Raw genomic sequence first — 15062 nt, forward strand, 5'->3', positions numbered from 1 at the left:
TCACCTCTCCTTCAGCGCATCGTGACCTGCACCGGCTTCACGCCCCAGATGCCCTCGGCGTACTCGCGGATCGTGCGATCGCTGGAGAATCGCCCCACGTGGGCGAGGTTGTGCACGACCATCTTGGCCCAGCGCGTCGGGTCTCGGTACGCCGTCGCGACCTGCTCCTGGCAGGCGACGTAGGCGTCGAAGTCCGCGCACAGCATGAACGGATCGTCGTGCCACATCGTGTGCAGGACCGGGTCGAACCGCTTGGGATCGTCGGGGCTGAAGAAGCCCGAGGCGATGAGGTCGAGCGCGCTCCGCAGCCGCGGGCTGCGCTCGATGTACTCGGACGATTTGTAGCCGCGCTCGCGCAGCGCCTCGGCCTCGTGGGCGTCGAGCCCGAACAAGAAGAAGTTCTCGGCCCCGACCGCCTCACGGATCTCGATGTTGGCGCCGTCGAGCGTGCCGATGGTCAGCGCACCGTTCATTGCGAACTTCATGTTGCCGGTGCCCGAGGCCTCCTTGCCGGCCAGCGAGATCTGCTCCGAGACGTCGGTCGCGGGGATCGTACGCTCGGCGAGCGAGACGCCGTAGTTGGCGAGGAACACCACATTGAGCAGCCCCCGCATCGCCGGGTCGTCGTTGATGGTCGACGCGACGTCGTTGATGAGCTTGATGTGGAGCTTCGCCATCGCGTAGCCGGGCGCGGCCTTGCCCCCGAAGATGAACGTGCGGGGCACCCAGTCACGCGTGGGCTCGGCCTTCATCGACTGGTACAGCGCGATGATGTGCAGGCAGTTCAGCAGCTGACGCTTGTACTGATGCAGGCGCTTGATCTGAGTGTCGAAGATCGAGTCGAGGTTGACATCGACGCGGTTGCGTTCGCGGATCAGACTCGCGAGGTCGGCCTTGTTCTCGCGCTTGATGGTGCGCAGCTCCTCATGGAGCGTCGCATCGTCGACGAACTGCTCGAGCGCCTGCAGCTGCGGCAGATCGGTGATCCACGCCGGGCCGATGCGCGCCGTGATGGCCGACGCCAACCGACGGTTGGCCAGCAACAACCATCGCCGCGGCGTGACGCCGTTGGTCTTGTTGTTGAACTTGTGGGGGAACATCTGCGCGAAGTCGGACAACACATGGGCGCGCAGCAGATCGGTGTGCAGCTGCGCAACGCCGTTGACGCTGTGTGATCCCACCACCGCGAGATGGGCCATGCGGATCTGGTCGTTGTCGACGATTGCCATGCGCTTGCGCTTGGCCTCGTCGGTGGGTGCCGAGATCTGCACCTGTCGGAGGAAGCGGCGGTTGATCTCGAGGATGATCGAGAGGTGGCGCGGCAGCATGCGACCGAACATGCCCACCGGCCAGCACTCGAGCGCCTCGGGCAGCAGCGTGTGGTTGGTGTATGCGATGGTCCGCTGCGTGATGTCCCACGCGCGCTCCCACTCGACGCCCTCGACGTCGACCAGCGCTCGCATGAGCTCTGCGACCGCGATCGCAGGGTGGGTGTCGTTGAGCTGGATCGCCGCGCGGTCGGGGAAGAGGTCGAAGTCCGACTCCGTCTTCTTGAAGCGCCGGATGATGTCGTGGATCGCACAGCAGACGAAGAAGTACTGCTGCTTGAGCCGCAGCTCGCGACCCTCGGGCGACTCGTCGTTGGGGTACAGCACCTTCGAGATGGTCTCGCTGTCGGCCTTGTCCTCGACGGCGCGACGGTAGTCACCGTCGTTGAAGACGTCGAAGTTGAACTCCTTGCTCGCGCGGGCCCGCCACAGGCGCAAGGTGTTCACGGTGTTGTTGCCGTAGCCGGCGATCGGTGTGTCGTAGGGCACGCCGAGCAGCTTGGTGGTGTCGACCCAGTGCACCCGCAGGCGGCCGTGCTCGTCGAGCTTCTCCTCGATGCGACCGAACATGTTCACCGTGACGGTGTACTCGGGCCGCGCGATCTCCCACGGGTTGCCGTAGCGCAGCCATGCGTCGCCACGCTCGACCTGCCAGCCGTCGCGGATCTGCTGCTCGAAGATCCCGAACTCGTAGCGAATGCCATAGCCGTAGCCGGGGAAGCCCAGTGTCGCCATCGAGTCGAGGAAGCAGGCCGCGAGTCGCCCGAGGCCGCCGTTGCCGAGGCCCGGGTCGTTCTCCTCCTCGAGGATGTGTGAGAGCTCGAGCCCGTAGGCGCCGAGTAGATCACGTGCGGCGTCGTAGGCCCCGAGGCTCATGAGGTTGTGGCCCAGCGCGCGCCCCATCAGGAACTCCGCCGAGAGGTAGTAGACGCGCTTGACGTTCTGCTCGTAGTACGCGCGCTGGGTCCGGATCCACCGCTGTACCAGCCGGTCGCGCGTGGCGTGGGCGACCGCCTCGTAGACGTTCAGCAGGGTTGCCGATGGCGGGTCCTTCATGCACGTGTAGTAGAGGTGGTCGAGCACCGCTCGCTCGAGCGTGACCGGGTGCATGCCGGTGCGGTCGTCCTCGACGACGATCTGCGGTTGGTGCGTCGGCGTGCCTTGACGGGCCGCGAGCGGCTCCATCGATTGCATCGCGGGATGGTCGTCATTCGTCGTCGTCATCGTTGATGATCTCGATCGGTTCGTCTGCTTCGCCGTAGGCGTCGATCCACTGCAGCAAGGTGGTGTACACCAACGCGTCGGCGTTGGGCTCCCCTGCGGTGGCGTTCTTGAGCTGCAGCAGCATGCGGTGGCGGTCCTCGACACCGTAGGAGCTGGCCATCGTGAGAAACACCGCCTCGAGCTCGAGCAGCGGGCGATCCCGCGGGATCGCCGTGAGGCCCGCGTCGCGCTCGGCGAGCTCGCGCCAGGTCACGATGAGGTCAGCGAGCAGGGCCTTGCGGTACTCGGTCGCATCGACCCCGGGCGGCGGGTTGGCGACGGCGGCCTGGTACTCGCGCAGGGCCTGCTCGATGCGATCGATCGGCAGTCCCGACAGCACGGTCGCGCGCTGCAGCTCGGCCTCGAGCTCGGTGATCGGGCGAGCACGCAGCGCGGCGCGCTGGCGATCCTTCGCGGACGGGGCGGGCTCGACCGGCGGGGCCGCGACCACCGCGGGCGGCGCGGTGACGGCCGGTGCGGCGGCGGTGTCCGGCGGCGACGCGGCGGCCCCACGCGGTGCTTCGCGGGACTGCAGCGCAAACCAACCCGCGGTCGCGATGCCACCGAGCACGCCGATTCCGCCGGCGACCGCGAGCACCACCAACGCCTTCGGTGGCGCCGGCGCGCGCGTGCGCGGCATCGGTACGTGCGACGAGTCGACCGTGGCCATCAGTGCCGACCACAACTCGTCGGCGAGCACGTCGGCGGTCTGCGGGCGCTGATGTGGGGATTTTGCGAGCGCCCGCAGCAAGCAGGCCTCGAGCGCCGGCGGCACGCGCAGCCCTGGACGCGCCTGCGCGAGCGGCAGCGGAGCCTCGCTGGTGTGCTTGTGGATATACGCAATGGCCGAATCGGCGCGAAACGGCGGGTGCCCGGTCAGCATCTCGTACAACACCAGGCCCAGCGCATAGAGATCGCTGCGACCATCCACGGCCTTGCCGGTGAGCTGCTCGGGCGACATGTACTGGGGCGTGCCCAGCATCACGCCGGCCGCCGTGCCCTCACCGCCATCGAGCTTGGCGATGCCGAAGTCGAGCACCTTCACGAACTCGGGCCCGCGATCCCGCGCGACCAGCATGATGTTCGAGGGCTTGAGATCGCGGTGCACGACGCCGCGTGCGTGCGCGTGGCTGAGCGCCTCGCAGACCTGCGTCGCGATGCCGACCGCGCGCGTGGGATCGAGCCGGCCCTCGGCGCGCAGCGCCTGCGCGAGAGTGCGACCGTTCAGGTGCTCCATCGCGAGGAACAGCGTGCCGTCGGGCATGCGACCGTAGTTGTAGATCGAGACGATGTGCGGGTTCTGCAGGCGCGCCGCCGCCTTGGCCTCGGTGGCGAAGCGCGACGCGACGGAGGCATCGCGCGACAACCAAGGATGGATGACCTTGATGACCGCCTGCCGACCGATGGTGGGCTGGTCCGCGAGATAGACGGCCCCCATGCCGCCCTCGCCGAGCTTGGCCCGCACGACGTACTGGTCGATCACCGAGCGACCGATCATCACGTCGGAGTGCGGCGCACCGGCGTGCACACCGGTGCCCGGCTGCGTCTCGAGCTCCGCGCCCGAGAGCGTGATCCCGCAGCGAGGGCAATTGCGGGCGCCCGCGGGGACGGGGGCCCGGCACTGCGCACAGCTCGTCACGACATGCGCAGCATATCAGGTCGCACCGCTCGAACGCCGCGGCGCCCGTGTGCGACCGTGCTCGCGTCAATCGACGGTCGCGCGGGTCTCGAGCGCAAGCGCGGCGGTGACCTGGGCGGTGAGATCGTCGGTGGTCGCGCTGGCGAAGTCGACCGCGTCGAACAGCCGGTCGTAGGTCTTCGAGAGCACCAGCTCGACGGGGAAGTCCTCGCTCCCCCGGATGCGCAGCGGCCCGCCGTCGTCGATCGTCGAGAGATCCACGTCGACGACGATCGACGCCTCCGAGCGCAGCTGGAACGGCACCGTCGTGCCACCGAGGGTTGCGCCACCGTCGATCCAGAACGTCGCGCCCGCGACCTCCGGCTCGAGCCCGGTCATGGGGCTGTTGGTCGGATAGGGGCCGTAGGTGATGGTTGCGCCGCAGAACTCGCTGGCGCCGAGATCGACACCACCCAGCGTCAGCGTGTCGAGATCGGCGCCACGGAGATCTTCGGCGAGCGGACCGGAGTACAGGCCGAGGTCGACGCGCGCGTCGTTGCAGCCGTGCAGCGTCACGCCGGCGCTCGTCACGAACGCGCTCAGCAACGTCACCGTCCATCCCTCGTCGGTCTCGAACGTGCGCAGCTCACCGGCGCCACCGCGATCGGGGTAGCTGCCGGCCTCGAGCGTCGCGTGGTGCGTGACCCCAACGCTCAGCAGCGTGCGATCGTGCTCGAGCTCGCCGAGCGGATCGAGGACATCGCAACCGGGCACGAGGATCGCTGCGAGGACGAGCAGTGTGGACACGTTGCGGAGCATGGGGTTCCTCTTCGGACGGCGCATCGTCATTAAGCTGAATTACGTGAACCGTCGCAATAGAAAATGCGGCGGCGCGACCGCTGGTCGCGTGGTCGAGGCCGCGCACGTCGCTGTGAATTCGGCCCTTCGTGGGCCGCAGCGCACCACAGTGCGGCGAATCGGCCACGCTCGAAGCACGCCCGGGCGGGCCGAGATCGCCTCGGCCGCCGCGAGCCGCCTCGCCAAAACTACGATTCCTCACTCTCGCGATGGACGACGCCGCGCCGACCCCGAGACGCCGAGCCGCGCGGCTGCTAGTCCAGCCGCGATGCTGCGCGCGCTGCTGCTCTGGTGCCTGATCCCGCTGGCCTGCGTGCGCACCCAGGAGCCGACCGCCGTGCCCGAGGCCGTGATGAACGCAACGCTGGGTGCTGACGTGCACTCGTGGTCGCACCCCGAGCAGGTCCGCGTCGATCGCATCGGTCTCACGCTGCGCGTGGACTTCGACGCGCGCGCGCTCGAGGGCACTGCCATCTACGAGCTCGGGCGCAGCGATCGCGACGCGCCGCTGTGGCTCGACACACGCGCGCTGCAGATCGTCGCGGTCGAGCGAAGCGCCGAGGCGGCGCCCACGAAGGGTCTGCTCGCCGACGCAGCGGTGACGTGGAGCGCAGCGCCGTGGCACCTGGCCGACGCCGATGCGGTGCTTGGCGCAGGCCTCGGCATCGCGCTGGCCACCGACACCAAGCTGGTGCGCGTGCGCTGGCGAACCGCGCCGGAGGCCTCGGGTCTGCAGTGGCTCGACGCCACGCAGACCGCCGACCACCAGGCGCCCTTCCTCTACAGTCAGTCGCAGGCGATCCACGCCCGCTCGTGGTTCCCCAATCAAGACACGCCCGGCGTGCGCCTGCGCTGGGACGCTCGCGTGCACACGCCCGCGCCGACGCGCGCGCTGATGTCGGCCGACGCGGTCGAGTCCGACGACGGCAGCTTCGCCTTCGACATGCCACAGACGGTGCCGAGCTACCTCATCGCGCTGGCCGTCGGCGCGCTCGAGTTCCGCGCGCTCGGGCCTCGCACCGGCGTGTGGGCCGAGCCCTCGCGCCTGCCCGGCGCCGCGGCGGAGTTCGGCGACATGGAGGCCATGCTCGGCGCGGTCGAGGACCGCTTCGGCCCCTACCGCTGGGGGCGCTACGACCTGTTGGTGCTGCCGCCCGCGTTCCCGTTCGGCGGCATGGAGAACCCCAAGCTGACCTTCGCGACGCCGACCATCATCGCCGGCGATCGCTCGCTGGTCTCGCTGGTCGCCCACGAGCTCGCGCACAGCTGGTCGGGCAACCTCGTGACCAACGCGACGTGGGCCGATCTGTGGCTCAACGAGGGCTTCACCGTCTACCTCGAGCGCCGCATCATCGAGGCGCTGTTCGGTCGCGAGCGAGCGGACATGGAGGCCGTGCTCGGTCGCGCCGAGCTCGACGACGCCTTCGCCGAGCTCGCACCCGCCGATCAACGACTGCGCGTGGACCTGCGCGGGCGCGATCCCGACGAGGGCCTCTCCGACGTCGCCTACGAGAAGGGCGCGCTGCTCCTGCTCGCGCTCGAGCAGGCCTACGGCCGCGAGGCGTTCGACCCGTTCCTCACGCGATGGTTCTCGTCGCACGCGTTCGGGTCGGTCGACACCGACACCTTCGTCGCGTTCGCGCGCGAGGAGCTGGCGGGCCGCCACCCAGTGCTGCCGGGCAAGGCCGCGGTCTCGCTCGAGGCGTGGCTCGACGGACCGGGGGTGCCCGCCGACGCGCCGGTGCCGACCGCCGCCGCATTCGCCCGCATCGATGCGGTCGTGGCCGCGTTCGCCCGCGGCGAGACCTCGGCGAACACGCTCGCGACCAAGGGCTGGAGTCCACACGAGTGGCTCCGATTCCTGCGCATGCTGCCCAAGGACATCGCGCCGGAGTCACTCGCGTCGCTCGACGCCCGCTTCTCGCTGAGCACCAGCGGCAACGCCGAGATCCTCGCGCAGTGGCTCGAGCTCGCCGTGCGCCGCGGCTATCATCCCGCCGACGCGGCGCTGCGCTCGTTCCTCGTCGAGGTCGGGCGGCGCAAGTTCGTGCTGCCGCTGTACCAGGCGCTGCTCGAGACCGACCGCGCGGGCGAGGCCGCACGCATCTACGCCGAGGCCAAGCCGGGCTACCATCCGATCACGCAGGCCAGCGTCGAAGACCTGCTCACGCACGCGCATGTTCAGGCGGGGTGATCGCCCGCGCATCGGAGACTGCCAGAGACGCTCGTGGCCGAGCGTCGCGCGATCGGCTGCACGTTCTGGCCTACCAGCAGTGCTGGTACACCGGCGAGGGGTCCACTCCGTTCCCCAGGCAGTTCGAGTACAGCCAATCGCACCGGAACAGCTGCCACAGACAGATCGCGCACTCCTCATCGATCTGGTAGCACCTCATCTCCTCGGGATCCTGCGGCTCGGAGGCGAGCTCGTCGACCTCGAGCGCCGGCATCGCAGGCGGAATCGTGAGGTCGGCAGGCGGATCGACCACGACGATGGTGTAGTCCTCCACGCCGTGGAACTCGGCGAGCTTCGCCGCGGAAGCCTCGATGGCATCGGTCGTCGGCGCTCGTTGGTCGCAGGCCGGAAGCGCGAGGGCAGATGCGAAGCAGATGAGCAGGGCCCGGGTGTTGTTCTTCATGCCGCGGTGGACCCCAGACGACGGCGTTCGATCAACGCACCGGCGGCGCGGCGACCCCGACTTCCCCACATCGTCGGACAACTGGCCGGGGATGGTCGCCGGCGCGGGCCAAAAAAAAAGCGCCCGCGAGCACGCGAGGCAGGGGCAACGCGGGCCGGAATCCTTTAATTGGCGTCCATGCTCCCCCGCTCCGCTCGCCTGTGCCTGCTCGCCGCGCTCGTCATCGCGTGCGAGAAGCAGCCCGAACCCACCACGCCCCCCGCCCGCGACGATGGCCACGATGCGCCCGCGGTGCCCGACGACGCAGTCGCGACCGTCGACGGCACGCCGGTGCCGCGCGTCGGCTTCGACGAGGCGCTCGCGAAGATCGCGGGATCCGGCCCCTCGAGTCGCGACGATCGAGGGCTTCGGCAGCGCCTGCTCATCGCGGTCGTCACGCGAGCCTTGGTGCAGCAGGAGCTCGCTCGCATGAAGCTCACCGAGGCGGCTGCCATCGCGGGCCGCGGGTCGCCGCTCTTGGCTGTGCTCGAGCAACGCCCGACCGCGTTCGGCTCCGCGGCGACGCCGAGTTGGTGGTCTCGACCGCCGCTCGACGACGCCGACCAGCTCGCGGCCATCGTCGTCGCCGATGACGTCGCGGGCACCGACGCGCCCGACGACGTGGTCGCTGCCGAGTACGAGCGCCAGCGCCAGCGTTGGACCGCCGAGACCGCGTGGGTACGCTTCGACGCGTGGAGCCTCCGCTTCGACGACGACGTCGGCGTCGCGACCTGCGATGACTTCGTGGCCAAGTATCGCCGCTGTGTCGAGAAGATGCCGGCGTCGACGCGGCAGCTGGTGTTGGCCGATCTCTCGCGCCGCGCCGCCGGCTGGCGCGCGCTCGCCGAAACCGAAGAGGGCGCGAACTCGGTCGCACACGACTGCGAGGCCGCAATCGGCGAGGCCACGCAGGAGACCACACCACTGGGCTGTGACTGGGCCAGCGACGCCGGCGCGAGCGAACGCGCGGCCCGCAAGGCGCGGCGCAACGAGACCCGCGCCCTCGCCAAGTCCGCGCGCGAGCGCCTCACCGGCGGCGAGGACCCCACGGCGATTGCGGCGGCGATCGGCGGCAGCGGCCAGACGCGCCGCATCGCGGCGCTCGAAGAGCTGCCCAAGCCGCTGGCGAAGGCCCTGCGCAGCGCGAAGCTCGGCGCCGTCGCGGCCGAGATCGACGACGGCCACGGCTGGGTGGTGGTGCGCGTGCTCGAGCGCCACGCCGCCGGGACGTTGCCGCTCGAGACCGTGCGCGAGGACGTCCTCGGCGAGCTCCGCATCGCACGACTGGCGGACGCGTTCGCGAATCTGCCCACGACCCTGCGCTCGCGCCACACAATCGAGCTGCACCCGTCGATGGAGTCGCTCGACGGCGAGCCCGGTGCCGACGCGCCGTAGTATGCTCGGTGGCATGTCTTGTCACCCGTTCCATGCGTCGGTCCCGGCGCTCCGACGCGCGCTCGCCTGGCTGTGCGCTGCGTCGCTGGCTGCGACCGCCTGCAAGGATGATCGCAACGCCGACGACGCGGCCGATGATTCCACCGGCACCACCGACGGCAGCTCGACCACCGCGACGTCGGCGATGACCTCGGGGAACACGGCCTCGGCGACCGCGACGTCGGCGACCGCGACCTCCGCGACCTCCGCCACCGGCAACCCCACAGCCACCAGCAACGGCACCATGACCACGCAGGGCTCGGCGGACTCCACCGGCGAGCCCGCCACCGAGTGTGACTTCGGCGAGGGCTTCGACGCCGACGGCGACGCATGGCCGGACACCTGGACCAACGCCGGCGGAGTCGCGACCGCTGACGTGCAGGGCGGCCGCGGTCGGCTGTCGCCGGTCACCAGCAACTACTCGCTGGCCCGCATGTATGCGCCTGCCGACTGCACCAACGCGGACATCACGTTCAGTTTCGAGTTCTCCGACGCGGGCTCGCAGGGCATCGGCGTCTATGTGCGCCAGAACGGCCAGTACCTGCAGCAGACCGACCCGCCGGGCGAGGGCTACGCGGTCTTCATCGAGGCGTTCCGCAACCCCGTCGGTATCGGCGTATGGCACGAGCTCGGTGGTGTCGAGACCGTCATCGGTGCAGTGGAGCCGTACCCACTGACCTCGGGCGTGAGCTACCGTGCACGGCTCCGTGTCACGCAGCTCGACGCCTCCACCACGCGGTTGCAGGCCCGGATCTGGCGCGATGGCGAAGCGGAGCCCGACGTGTGGAACGTCGAGCGCGACGATCAGAGCACGCCACTGCAAGGCATCGGTGGAGGGATCGCGATCGATGCCTGGAGCTCGCTCACCAACGGCACCGCTGCGATGCTGCTCGTCGATGACATCGTCATGACCCAAGCCCCGTGAGGACCGCGGCGCTCGGCCGCCGCTCCAGGTGTGTTAGGGTCGGCCCGCCATGGGCCTGACATCGCGCAAGCGTCTCGCCACGTTGATCGAGGAGAGCTCCGCCGAAGGTGAGCACACCCTCAAGCGCTCGCTGACCGCCAGCAACCTGGTGCTGCTGGGCATCGGCGCCATCATCGGCGCGGGCATCTTCGTGCTCACGGGCACCGCGGCGGCGCAGCACGCCGGCCCTGCGATCGTGATCTCGTTCGTGCTCGCCGGGTTCGGCTGCCTGTTCGCCGGCCTGTGCTACGCCGAGTTCGCCTCGATGATCCCCATCGCGGGCAGCGCCTACACCTACGGCTACGCGACCCTGGGCGAGCTGGTGGCGTGGATCATCGGCTGGGACCTCATCCTCGAGTACTTGTTCGCCGCCTCGACCGTCGCGGTGGGCTGGTCGGGCTACGTGGTCGCGTTCCTGCACCGCCTCGGCATCGACCTACCGACCGCGCTCACCAGCGCGCCGTACTCGGTCAGCGACACCCACGAGTTCACCGCGACCGGTGCGTTCCTCAACGTGCCCGCGGTGCTGCTGGTGCTGCTGCTGACCGGGCTGCTGACCGTGGGCATCCGCGAGTCCGCCACCGTCAACAACTACATCGTCTACGTGAAGCTCGCGATCGTGCTGCTGGTCATCGGCTTCGGCGCGACCTACGTCGATCCGGCCAACTGGACCCCGTTCGTGCCCGAGCCCACCGGCAAGCCGGGGCAGTTCGGTTGGAACGGCATCGCCGCGGGCGCGGGCGTGATCTTCTTCGCGTACATCGGCTTCGACGCGGTCTCGACGGCGGCGCAGGAGGCCAAGAATCCCCAGCGCGACCTACCGATCGGCATCCTCGGCTCGCTCGCGGTGTGCACGGTGCTGTACATCCTGATGTCGCTGGTGATGACCGGCATCGCGCCGTACACCGAGCTCGACGTACCGCACCCGGTCGACGTCGCAGTCAGCAAGGCCGGACCCGCGCTGTCGTGGCTGGCGATGCTGGTCGACATCGGCGCGATCGCGGGCCTGGCCTCGGTGGTGCTGGTGATGCTCATGGGGCAGCCGCGGATCTTCTTCGCGATGTCGCGTGACGGGCTCTTGCCGCCGCTGTTCTCCCGCGTGCACCCCCGCTACCAGACGCCCCACGTCGCCACGATGGTGACCGGCGTCGTCGCGGCGGTCATCGCTGGGCTGTTCCCGATCGGCCTGCTCGGTGAGCTGGTCTCGATCGGCACGCTGTTCGCGTTCGTGATCGTGTGCGCCGGCGTGCTGGTGCTGCGCAAGCGCGACCCCGACGCGCCGCGGGCATTCAAGACCCCGATGGTGCCGATGGTGCCGATCCTCGGCATCGCGACCTGCGGCTACCTGATGATCGGCCTCGGCTCGGCGACCTGGCTGCGGCTGTTCATCTGGCTGGCGATCGGCTTCACCATCTACTTCGGCTACGGCCGTCGCCACTCGAAGCTGGCGAGCGAGCCGTAGCCCGGCCGCAACGCACGAAGCCCCCGCGATCGCAGGGATCGCGAGGGCCTCGGGTGCGCTCGGCGCCCGTCGCAGCGGCGCGTCAGGTGGCCGAGAGCTTCTTCTTGAGCTCCTCGAGCTGCGCATCGATCTCGGCGGCCTTGTCCTCCGAGACCTCGCCGAGCTCGCCCTCGTCGTCGACCACCGGGCTCGAGTTCGCCGCAGCCTTGGGTGGCGCGTCGACCGATCCGCCGATGGCCTTGCGCTCGTCCTCGGCGGCCGCCAGCGCCATGCGCTTCTTGAGCGCCGAGAGCTCGTCGTCCACGCTGCTCGCGGCCAGCGCCTTGAACTGGGCGTCGAGCGAGGCCTCGGGCAGTGCGCCACCGATCTCGGCGGTGGCCTCGGCCTCGGCCTCGATCTGCGTCACGCGGTCCGACATGCGCTCGAAGGTGTCGAACGCGGAGGTCGAGTTGATGTTGGTGAGGGTCTCGTTGATCGTACGCTGCGCCTCGGCCCGCTTCTGCCGCGAGACCAGGATGTTGCGCTTGCGCTTGGCCTCTTCGATCTTGGCGTCGAGGCCCCGCAGCGCGCCCTTGAGCTGCTCGACCGAGGCCTTCTGCGCCTCCCACTGCTGACGCAGGGTCTCGGCGACCTCCTCGTGCTCGCCCTTGCGTTGCAGAGCTGCGCGCGCGAGGTTGTCGTCGCCGGCCTTGATGGCCAGCATCGCCTTCTTCTCCCACTCGAGCGCCTTGGCGGCCTCGGTCTCGTACTGCTTCTTGAGGCGCTTCTCGTCGGCGATCGCGACCGCGACCTGCTTCTTCGCCTCCACCAGCTGGGTCTTCATGTCGACCAGCACCTGGTTGAGCATCTTCTCGGGGTCCTCCGCCTTGTTGATCAGCTCGTTGATGTTCGAGCGGATCAGCGTCCCCAGTCTGGAAAACAAACCCATGCTATGCGCTCCCCTCGGCGGCCGCGGCGTTGTGGGCCCCGCGATGGATGAGCGGGGCGATCCTGTCGATATGGTTGTCCAAGGCGATGCACATGTCATCCACCATCGCTTGGAACTCGTTGAAGTCGAGGTTCTCGAGCTGTTGGGCCCCCGTCAGGACCACGCGGTCGCCCTCGAGCCGGTAGCTGCTGTGGAGCAGGTCGGCGTTGAGCTCCAGCAAGGCGCGGAAAAGGGGTTCGCGCTGGGTGTCGGTGGCGGCCAGCTCGAACATCGGGATCGAGAACAGCACGATGGGCGCCTCGATGGTGACGCCGATGGTGGCGCGGTGCTCACCCTCGGGGTGCACGACCCACGTGCCCTCGGAGACCTGCTCGTAGGGCAGCCCCATCTTGATCAGGTATGAATCGACTTCGTCGTGACTTGCCATCGAACGTGCCCTTGTTGGGAGATTGACGTGGATCTTCGTGGGTCTGCGGTACCGCACCACCGTCCACGCGGAGGCAGCGCGACTTGGAAGCCAGGCCGAGCGGTCGGCACCTCCGCCCCGAGCTACGCGGGAACCCGGCCTGGTTGTTGCCAGGTGCGCCGCGGATCGGCGAGCGAGGACAGGCAGGATAACGCGCCCGGCCCCGGATCGGTCGGGCTCTGACGCAAGGAAGGGCGCCGCCTCGATGCCGCACGCGGGGCCATGCTCCGTTGCGTCAGGGGGGCCAACTGGACCCTGCGCGGGATCATTTCCGGCGCGGGCGCGCGTCGGGCCCGAGCGTGCCCACCGGCGGGCGTGGCCGACCGCTCCCCACCGCGCAGCGCCCGATCGGCGGCCGCAGGCGCCCATTTGCGGCCGTCGCCCTAGCCTGCCGGCGGCCCGGCGTGGTATCCCGCCTCTGTTCGAACTCGGATGATGGAACCGCCGCCACGCGACCGGCTGCCACGCCACGTCGGCATCATCATGGACGGTAACGGCCGCTGGGCCCGCGCCCGTGGTCTGCCCCGCGAGGAGGGCCACGAACGTGGCGCCGACTCCGTGCGCACCGTCGTACGTGCCGCCCGCAAGGCGGGCATCGAGGCGCTGACGTTGTTCGCGTTCTCGAGCCAGAACTGGGACCGCCCCCCGGAGGAGGTCTTCCATCTGATGGAGCTGCTGCGGCGCTACCTGCTGCAGGAGCGCGACGAGATCCTCGGCAACGGCATCCGCCTGGTGACGGTCGGCGACTCCGAGCGCCTGCCGCCCCACGTGCGCGCACCGCTGGTCGACCTCATGGCGGCCTCGGCCGACAACCGCGACATGATGCTGTGCCTCGCGCTCTCCTACGGCGGTCGCGAGATGCTGACCAAGGCCGTGCGCGAGATGTGCAAGGCCGCGATCGTGGGCCGCCTCGACCCGGCCGAGATCACCGTCGAGACCGTCGAGTCGTACCTCGACTCGGCGCGGCTGCTGCCGCCGCTCGACCTGCTGGTCCGCACCTCCGGCGAGCACCGCATCTCGAACTTCTTCCTGTGGGAGACCGCGTACGCGGAGCTGCACTTCACCGAGAAGATGTGGCCGGAGTTCGATCGCGAGGACCTCATGGCCGCGCTGCACGACTTCGCCAGCCGCGAGCGACGCTTCGGCCAGACCTCGGAGCAGGTGCGCCCCGCCAAGCCCGGCGAGGGTGGCACGCCAGAGCTCGACTAGTGCGGACCGGCGTGCACGATGGGTGACTTCATCACGCGCCTCGGCACCGCGGCGGTGCTCGTGCCGCTGCTGCTGCTGGCGATCCTCCTCGATCCGACGCCGTACTCGGTGCTCGCGATCGCGACCATCGTCGGCATCCTGGGCTTCGACGAGTACGTGCGCATGGCGCTGCCCGTCACGCCCGATGCGCCGGCGTGGCCGCTGCGTGTGACCGCAGCGGCGTGCACCGTGGCGGTGGTCGGCGCGCCGACCCTGACCGGTGGCACCGCGGTGTTCGCCCCCGCGATGGCGTTCTCGGCCATCGCGCTGTCGATCGCCGTGCTCGCGCGCAAGCAGGCGCTCGAGCAGGCCGGCCGCCACCTCGCGATCATGCTCTCGGGGCTGGTCTACGTGCCGATGCTCATCGCCCACCTGCCGCTGCTGAAGCAGGGCGGCAAGCCGCACTGGCTGGTGGTCGCGCTGTGCACGGCCTTCTTCGCCGACACCGTGGCGTACTTGTTCGGGCGCGCCTGGGGCCGACACAAGCTCTACCCCGAGGTCAGCCCCAAGAAGACCTGGGAAGGCGCGCTGGGTGGCGTGCTCGGCTCGATGCTCGCGACGATCGGCGTGGGCTCGCTGTGGACGCTGCCGCAGCTGGGCATCGCAGCCGCCGCGGTGCTCGGCGTGATCGCGAGCGTGTGCGGGCAGGCGGGCGATCTCGTCGAGTCGATGGTGAAGCGCACCTGGGGAGTGAAGGACTCCGGCAACATCCTGCCCGGTCACGGCGGGATGCTCGACCGCATCGACGCGATGCTGTTCGTGTCGCCCGTGGTCTACTACTTCGTGACGTGGATGGGCCTGTGAAGCGGCAGCCGCCC

Annotated in this window: 12 protein-coding genes; 6 read left to right on the plus strand and 6 right to left on the minus strand. The window is 69.6% G+C overall.

Features of this window, described 5'->3' with window-relative positions; translation table 11 throughout:
* Positions 1 to 11 precede the first annotated feature (11 nt).
* The 3 genes from IPH07_22285 to IPH07_22295 all read right to left on the minus strand — a co-directional run bounded on the left by IPH07_22285 (position 12) and on the right by IPH07_22295 (position 5028).
* Positions 12 to 2552 carry a glycogen/starch/alpha-glucan phosphorylase gene (locus tag IPH07_22285; GenBank protein ID MBK6920145.1) on the minus strand — a complete coding sequence of 847 codons (2541 nt, stop codon included), beginning with the start codon at positions 2550 to 2552 and terminating at the stop codon, positions 12 to 14.
* Positions 2536 to 4230 carry a protein kinase gene (locus IPH07_22290; protein ID MBK6920146.1) on the minus strand — a complete coding sequence of 565 codons (1695 nt, stop codon included), beginning with the start codon at positions 4228 to 4230 and terminating at the stop codon, positions 2536 to 2538. Before IPH07_22290 ends, IPH07_22285 begins: the two co-directional genes overlap by 17 nt.
* A 66-nt stretch (positions 4231 to 4296) precedes the next feature.
* Complete coding sequence (locus IPH07_22295) at positions 4297 to 5028, minus strand: hypothetical protein (protein ID MBK6920147.1); 732 nt, start codon at positions 5026 to 5028, stop codon at positions 4297 to 4299.
* 391 nt (positions 5029 to 5419) lie between these two features.
* Between IPH07_22295 and IPH07_22300 the strand changes: the two genes are divergently transcribed.
* Entirely contained in the window at positions 5420 to 7261 is a 1842-nt protein-coding gene (locus tag IPH07_22300; GenBank protein MBK6920148.1) for a M1 family metallopeptidase, read from the plus strand.
* A 70-nt stretch (positions 7262 to 7331) separates the two neighbouring features.
* Here IPH07_22300 and IPH07_22305 read toward each other — a convergent pair whose 3' ends face one another.
* The gene (locus tag IPH07_22305) at positions 7332 to 7703 is read right to left on the minus strand and encodes a hypothetical protein (protein MBK6920149.1); all 372 of its coding nucleotides are present in this window, start codon (positions 7701 to 7703) and stop codon (positions 7332 to 7334) included.
* Between the two features lie 177 nt (positions 7704 to 7880).
* Here IPH07_22305 and IPH07_22310 point away from each other — a divergent pair, with 177 nt between their 5' ends.
* From IPH07_22310 to IPH07_22320, 3 genes are read left to right on the plus strand one after another with little or no spacing between them, the layout of a single operon-like run.
* Positions 7881 to 9137: a peptidyl-prolyl cis-trans isomerase gene (locus IPH07_22310; GenBank protein ID MBK6920150.1), complete on the plus strand. Its 1257-nt coding sequence runs from the start codon at positions 7881 to 7883 to the stop codon at positions 9135 to 9137.
* A 13-nt stretch (positions 9138 to 9150) separates the two neighbouring features.
* The gene (locus IPH07_22315) at positions 9151 to 10101 is read left to right on the plus strand and encodes a hypothetical protein (GenBank protein ID MBK6920151.1); all 951 of its coding nucleotides are present in this window, start codon (positions 9151 to 9153) and stop codon (positions 10099 to 10101) included.
* Positions 10102 to 10150: 49 nt separating this feature from the next.
* Positions 10151 to 11602 (plus strand): amino acid permease, encoded by a 1452-nt coding sequence (locus IPH07_22320; GenBank protein MBK6920152.1) that lies wholly within the window; start codon positions 10151 to 10153, stop codon positions 11600 to 11602.
* An 82-nt stretch (positions 11603 to 11684) separates the two neighbouring features.
* Here the strand turns inward: IPH07_22320 and IPH07_22325 are convergent, their stop codons facing one another.
* Positions 11685 to 12530 carry a PspA/IM30 family protein gene (locus tag IPH07_22325; protein ID MBK6920153.1) on the minus strand — a complete coding sequence of 282 codons (846 nt, stop codon included), beginning with the start codon at positions 12528 to 12530 and terminating at the stop codon, positions 11685 to 11687.
* A gap of 1 nt (position 12531) precedes the next feature.
* Positions 12532 to 12957 carry a YbjN domain-containing protein gene (locus tag IPH07_22330; GenBank protein MBK6920154.1) on the minus strand — a complete coding sequence of 142 codons (426 nt, stop codon included), beginning with the start codon at positions 12955 to 12957 and terminating at the stop codon, positions 12532 to 12534.
* Between the two features lie 471 nt (positions 12958 to 13428).
* On the opposite strand from IPH07_22330, the gene uppS reads away from it, so the two are divergent.
* Entirely contained in the window at positions 13429 to 14205 is a 777-nt protein-coding gene (uppS, locus tag IPH07_22335; protein MBK6920155.1) for a di-trans,poly-cis-decaprenylcistransferase, read from the plus strand.
* Positions 14206 to 14223: 18 nt separating this feature from the next.
* Positions 14224 to 15048 carry a phosphatidate cytidylyltransferase gene (locus tag IPH07_22340; GenBank protein ID MBK6920156.1) on the plus strand — a complete coding sequence of 275 codons (825 nt, stop codon included), beginning with the start codon at positions 14224 to 14226 and terminating at the stop codon, positions 15046 to 15048.
* Positions 15049 to 15062 lie beyond the last annotated feature (14 nt).

The organism is Deltaproteobacteria bacterium (assembly GCA_016709225.1).
Taxonomy (GTDB): Bacteria; Myxococcota_A; Polyangia; order Nannocystales; family Nannocystaceae; genus Xiheibacterium; species Xiheibacterium phototrophicum.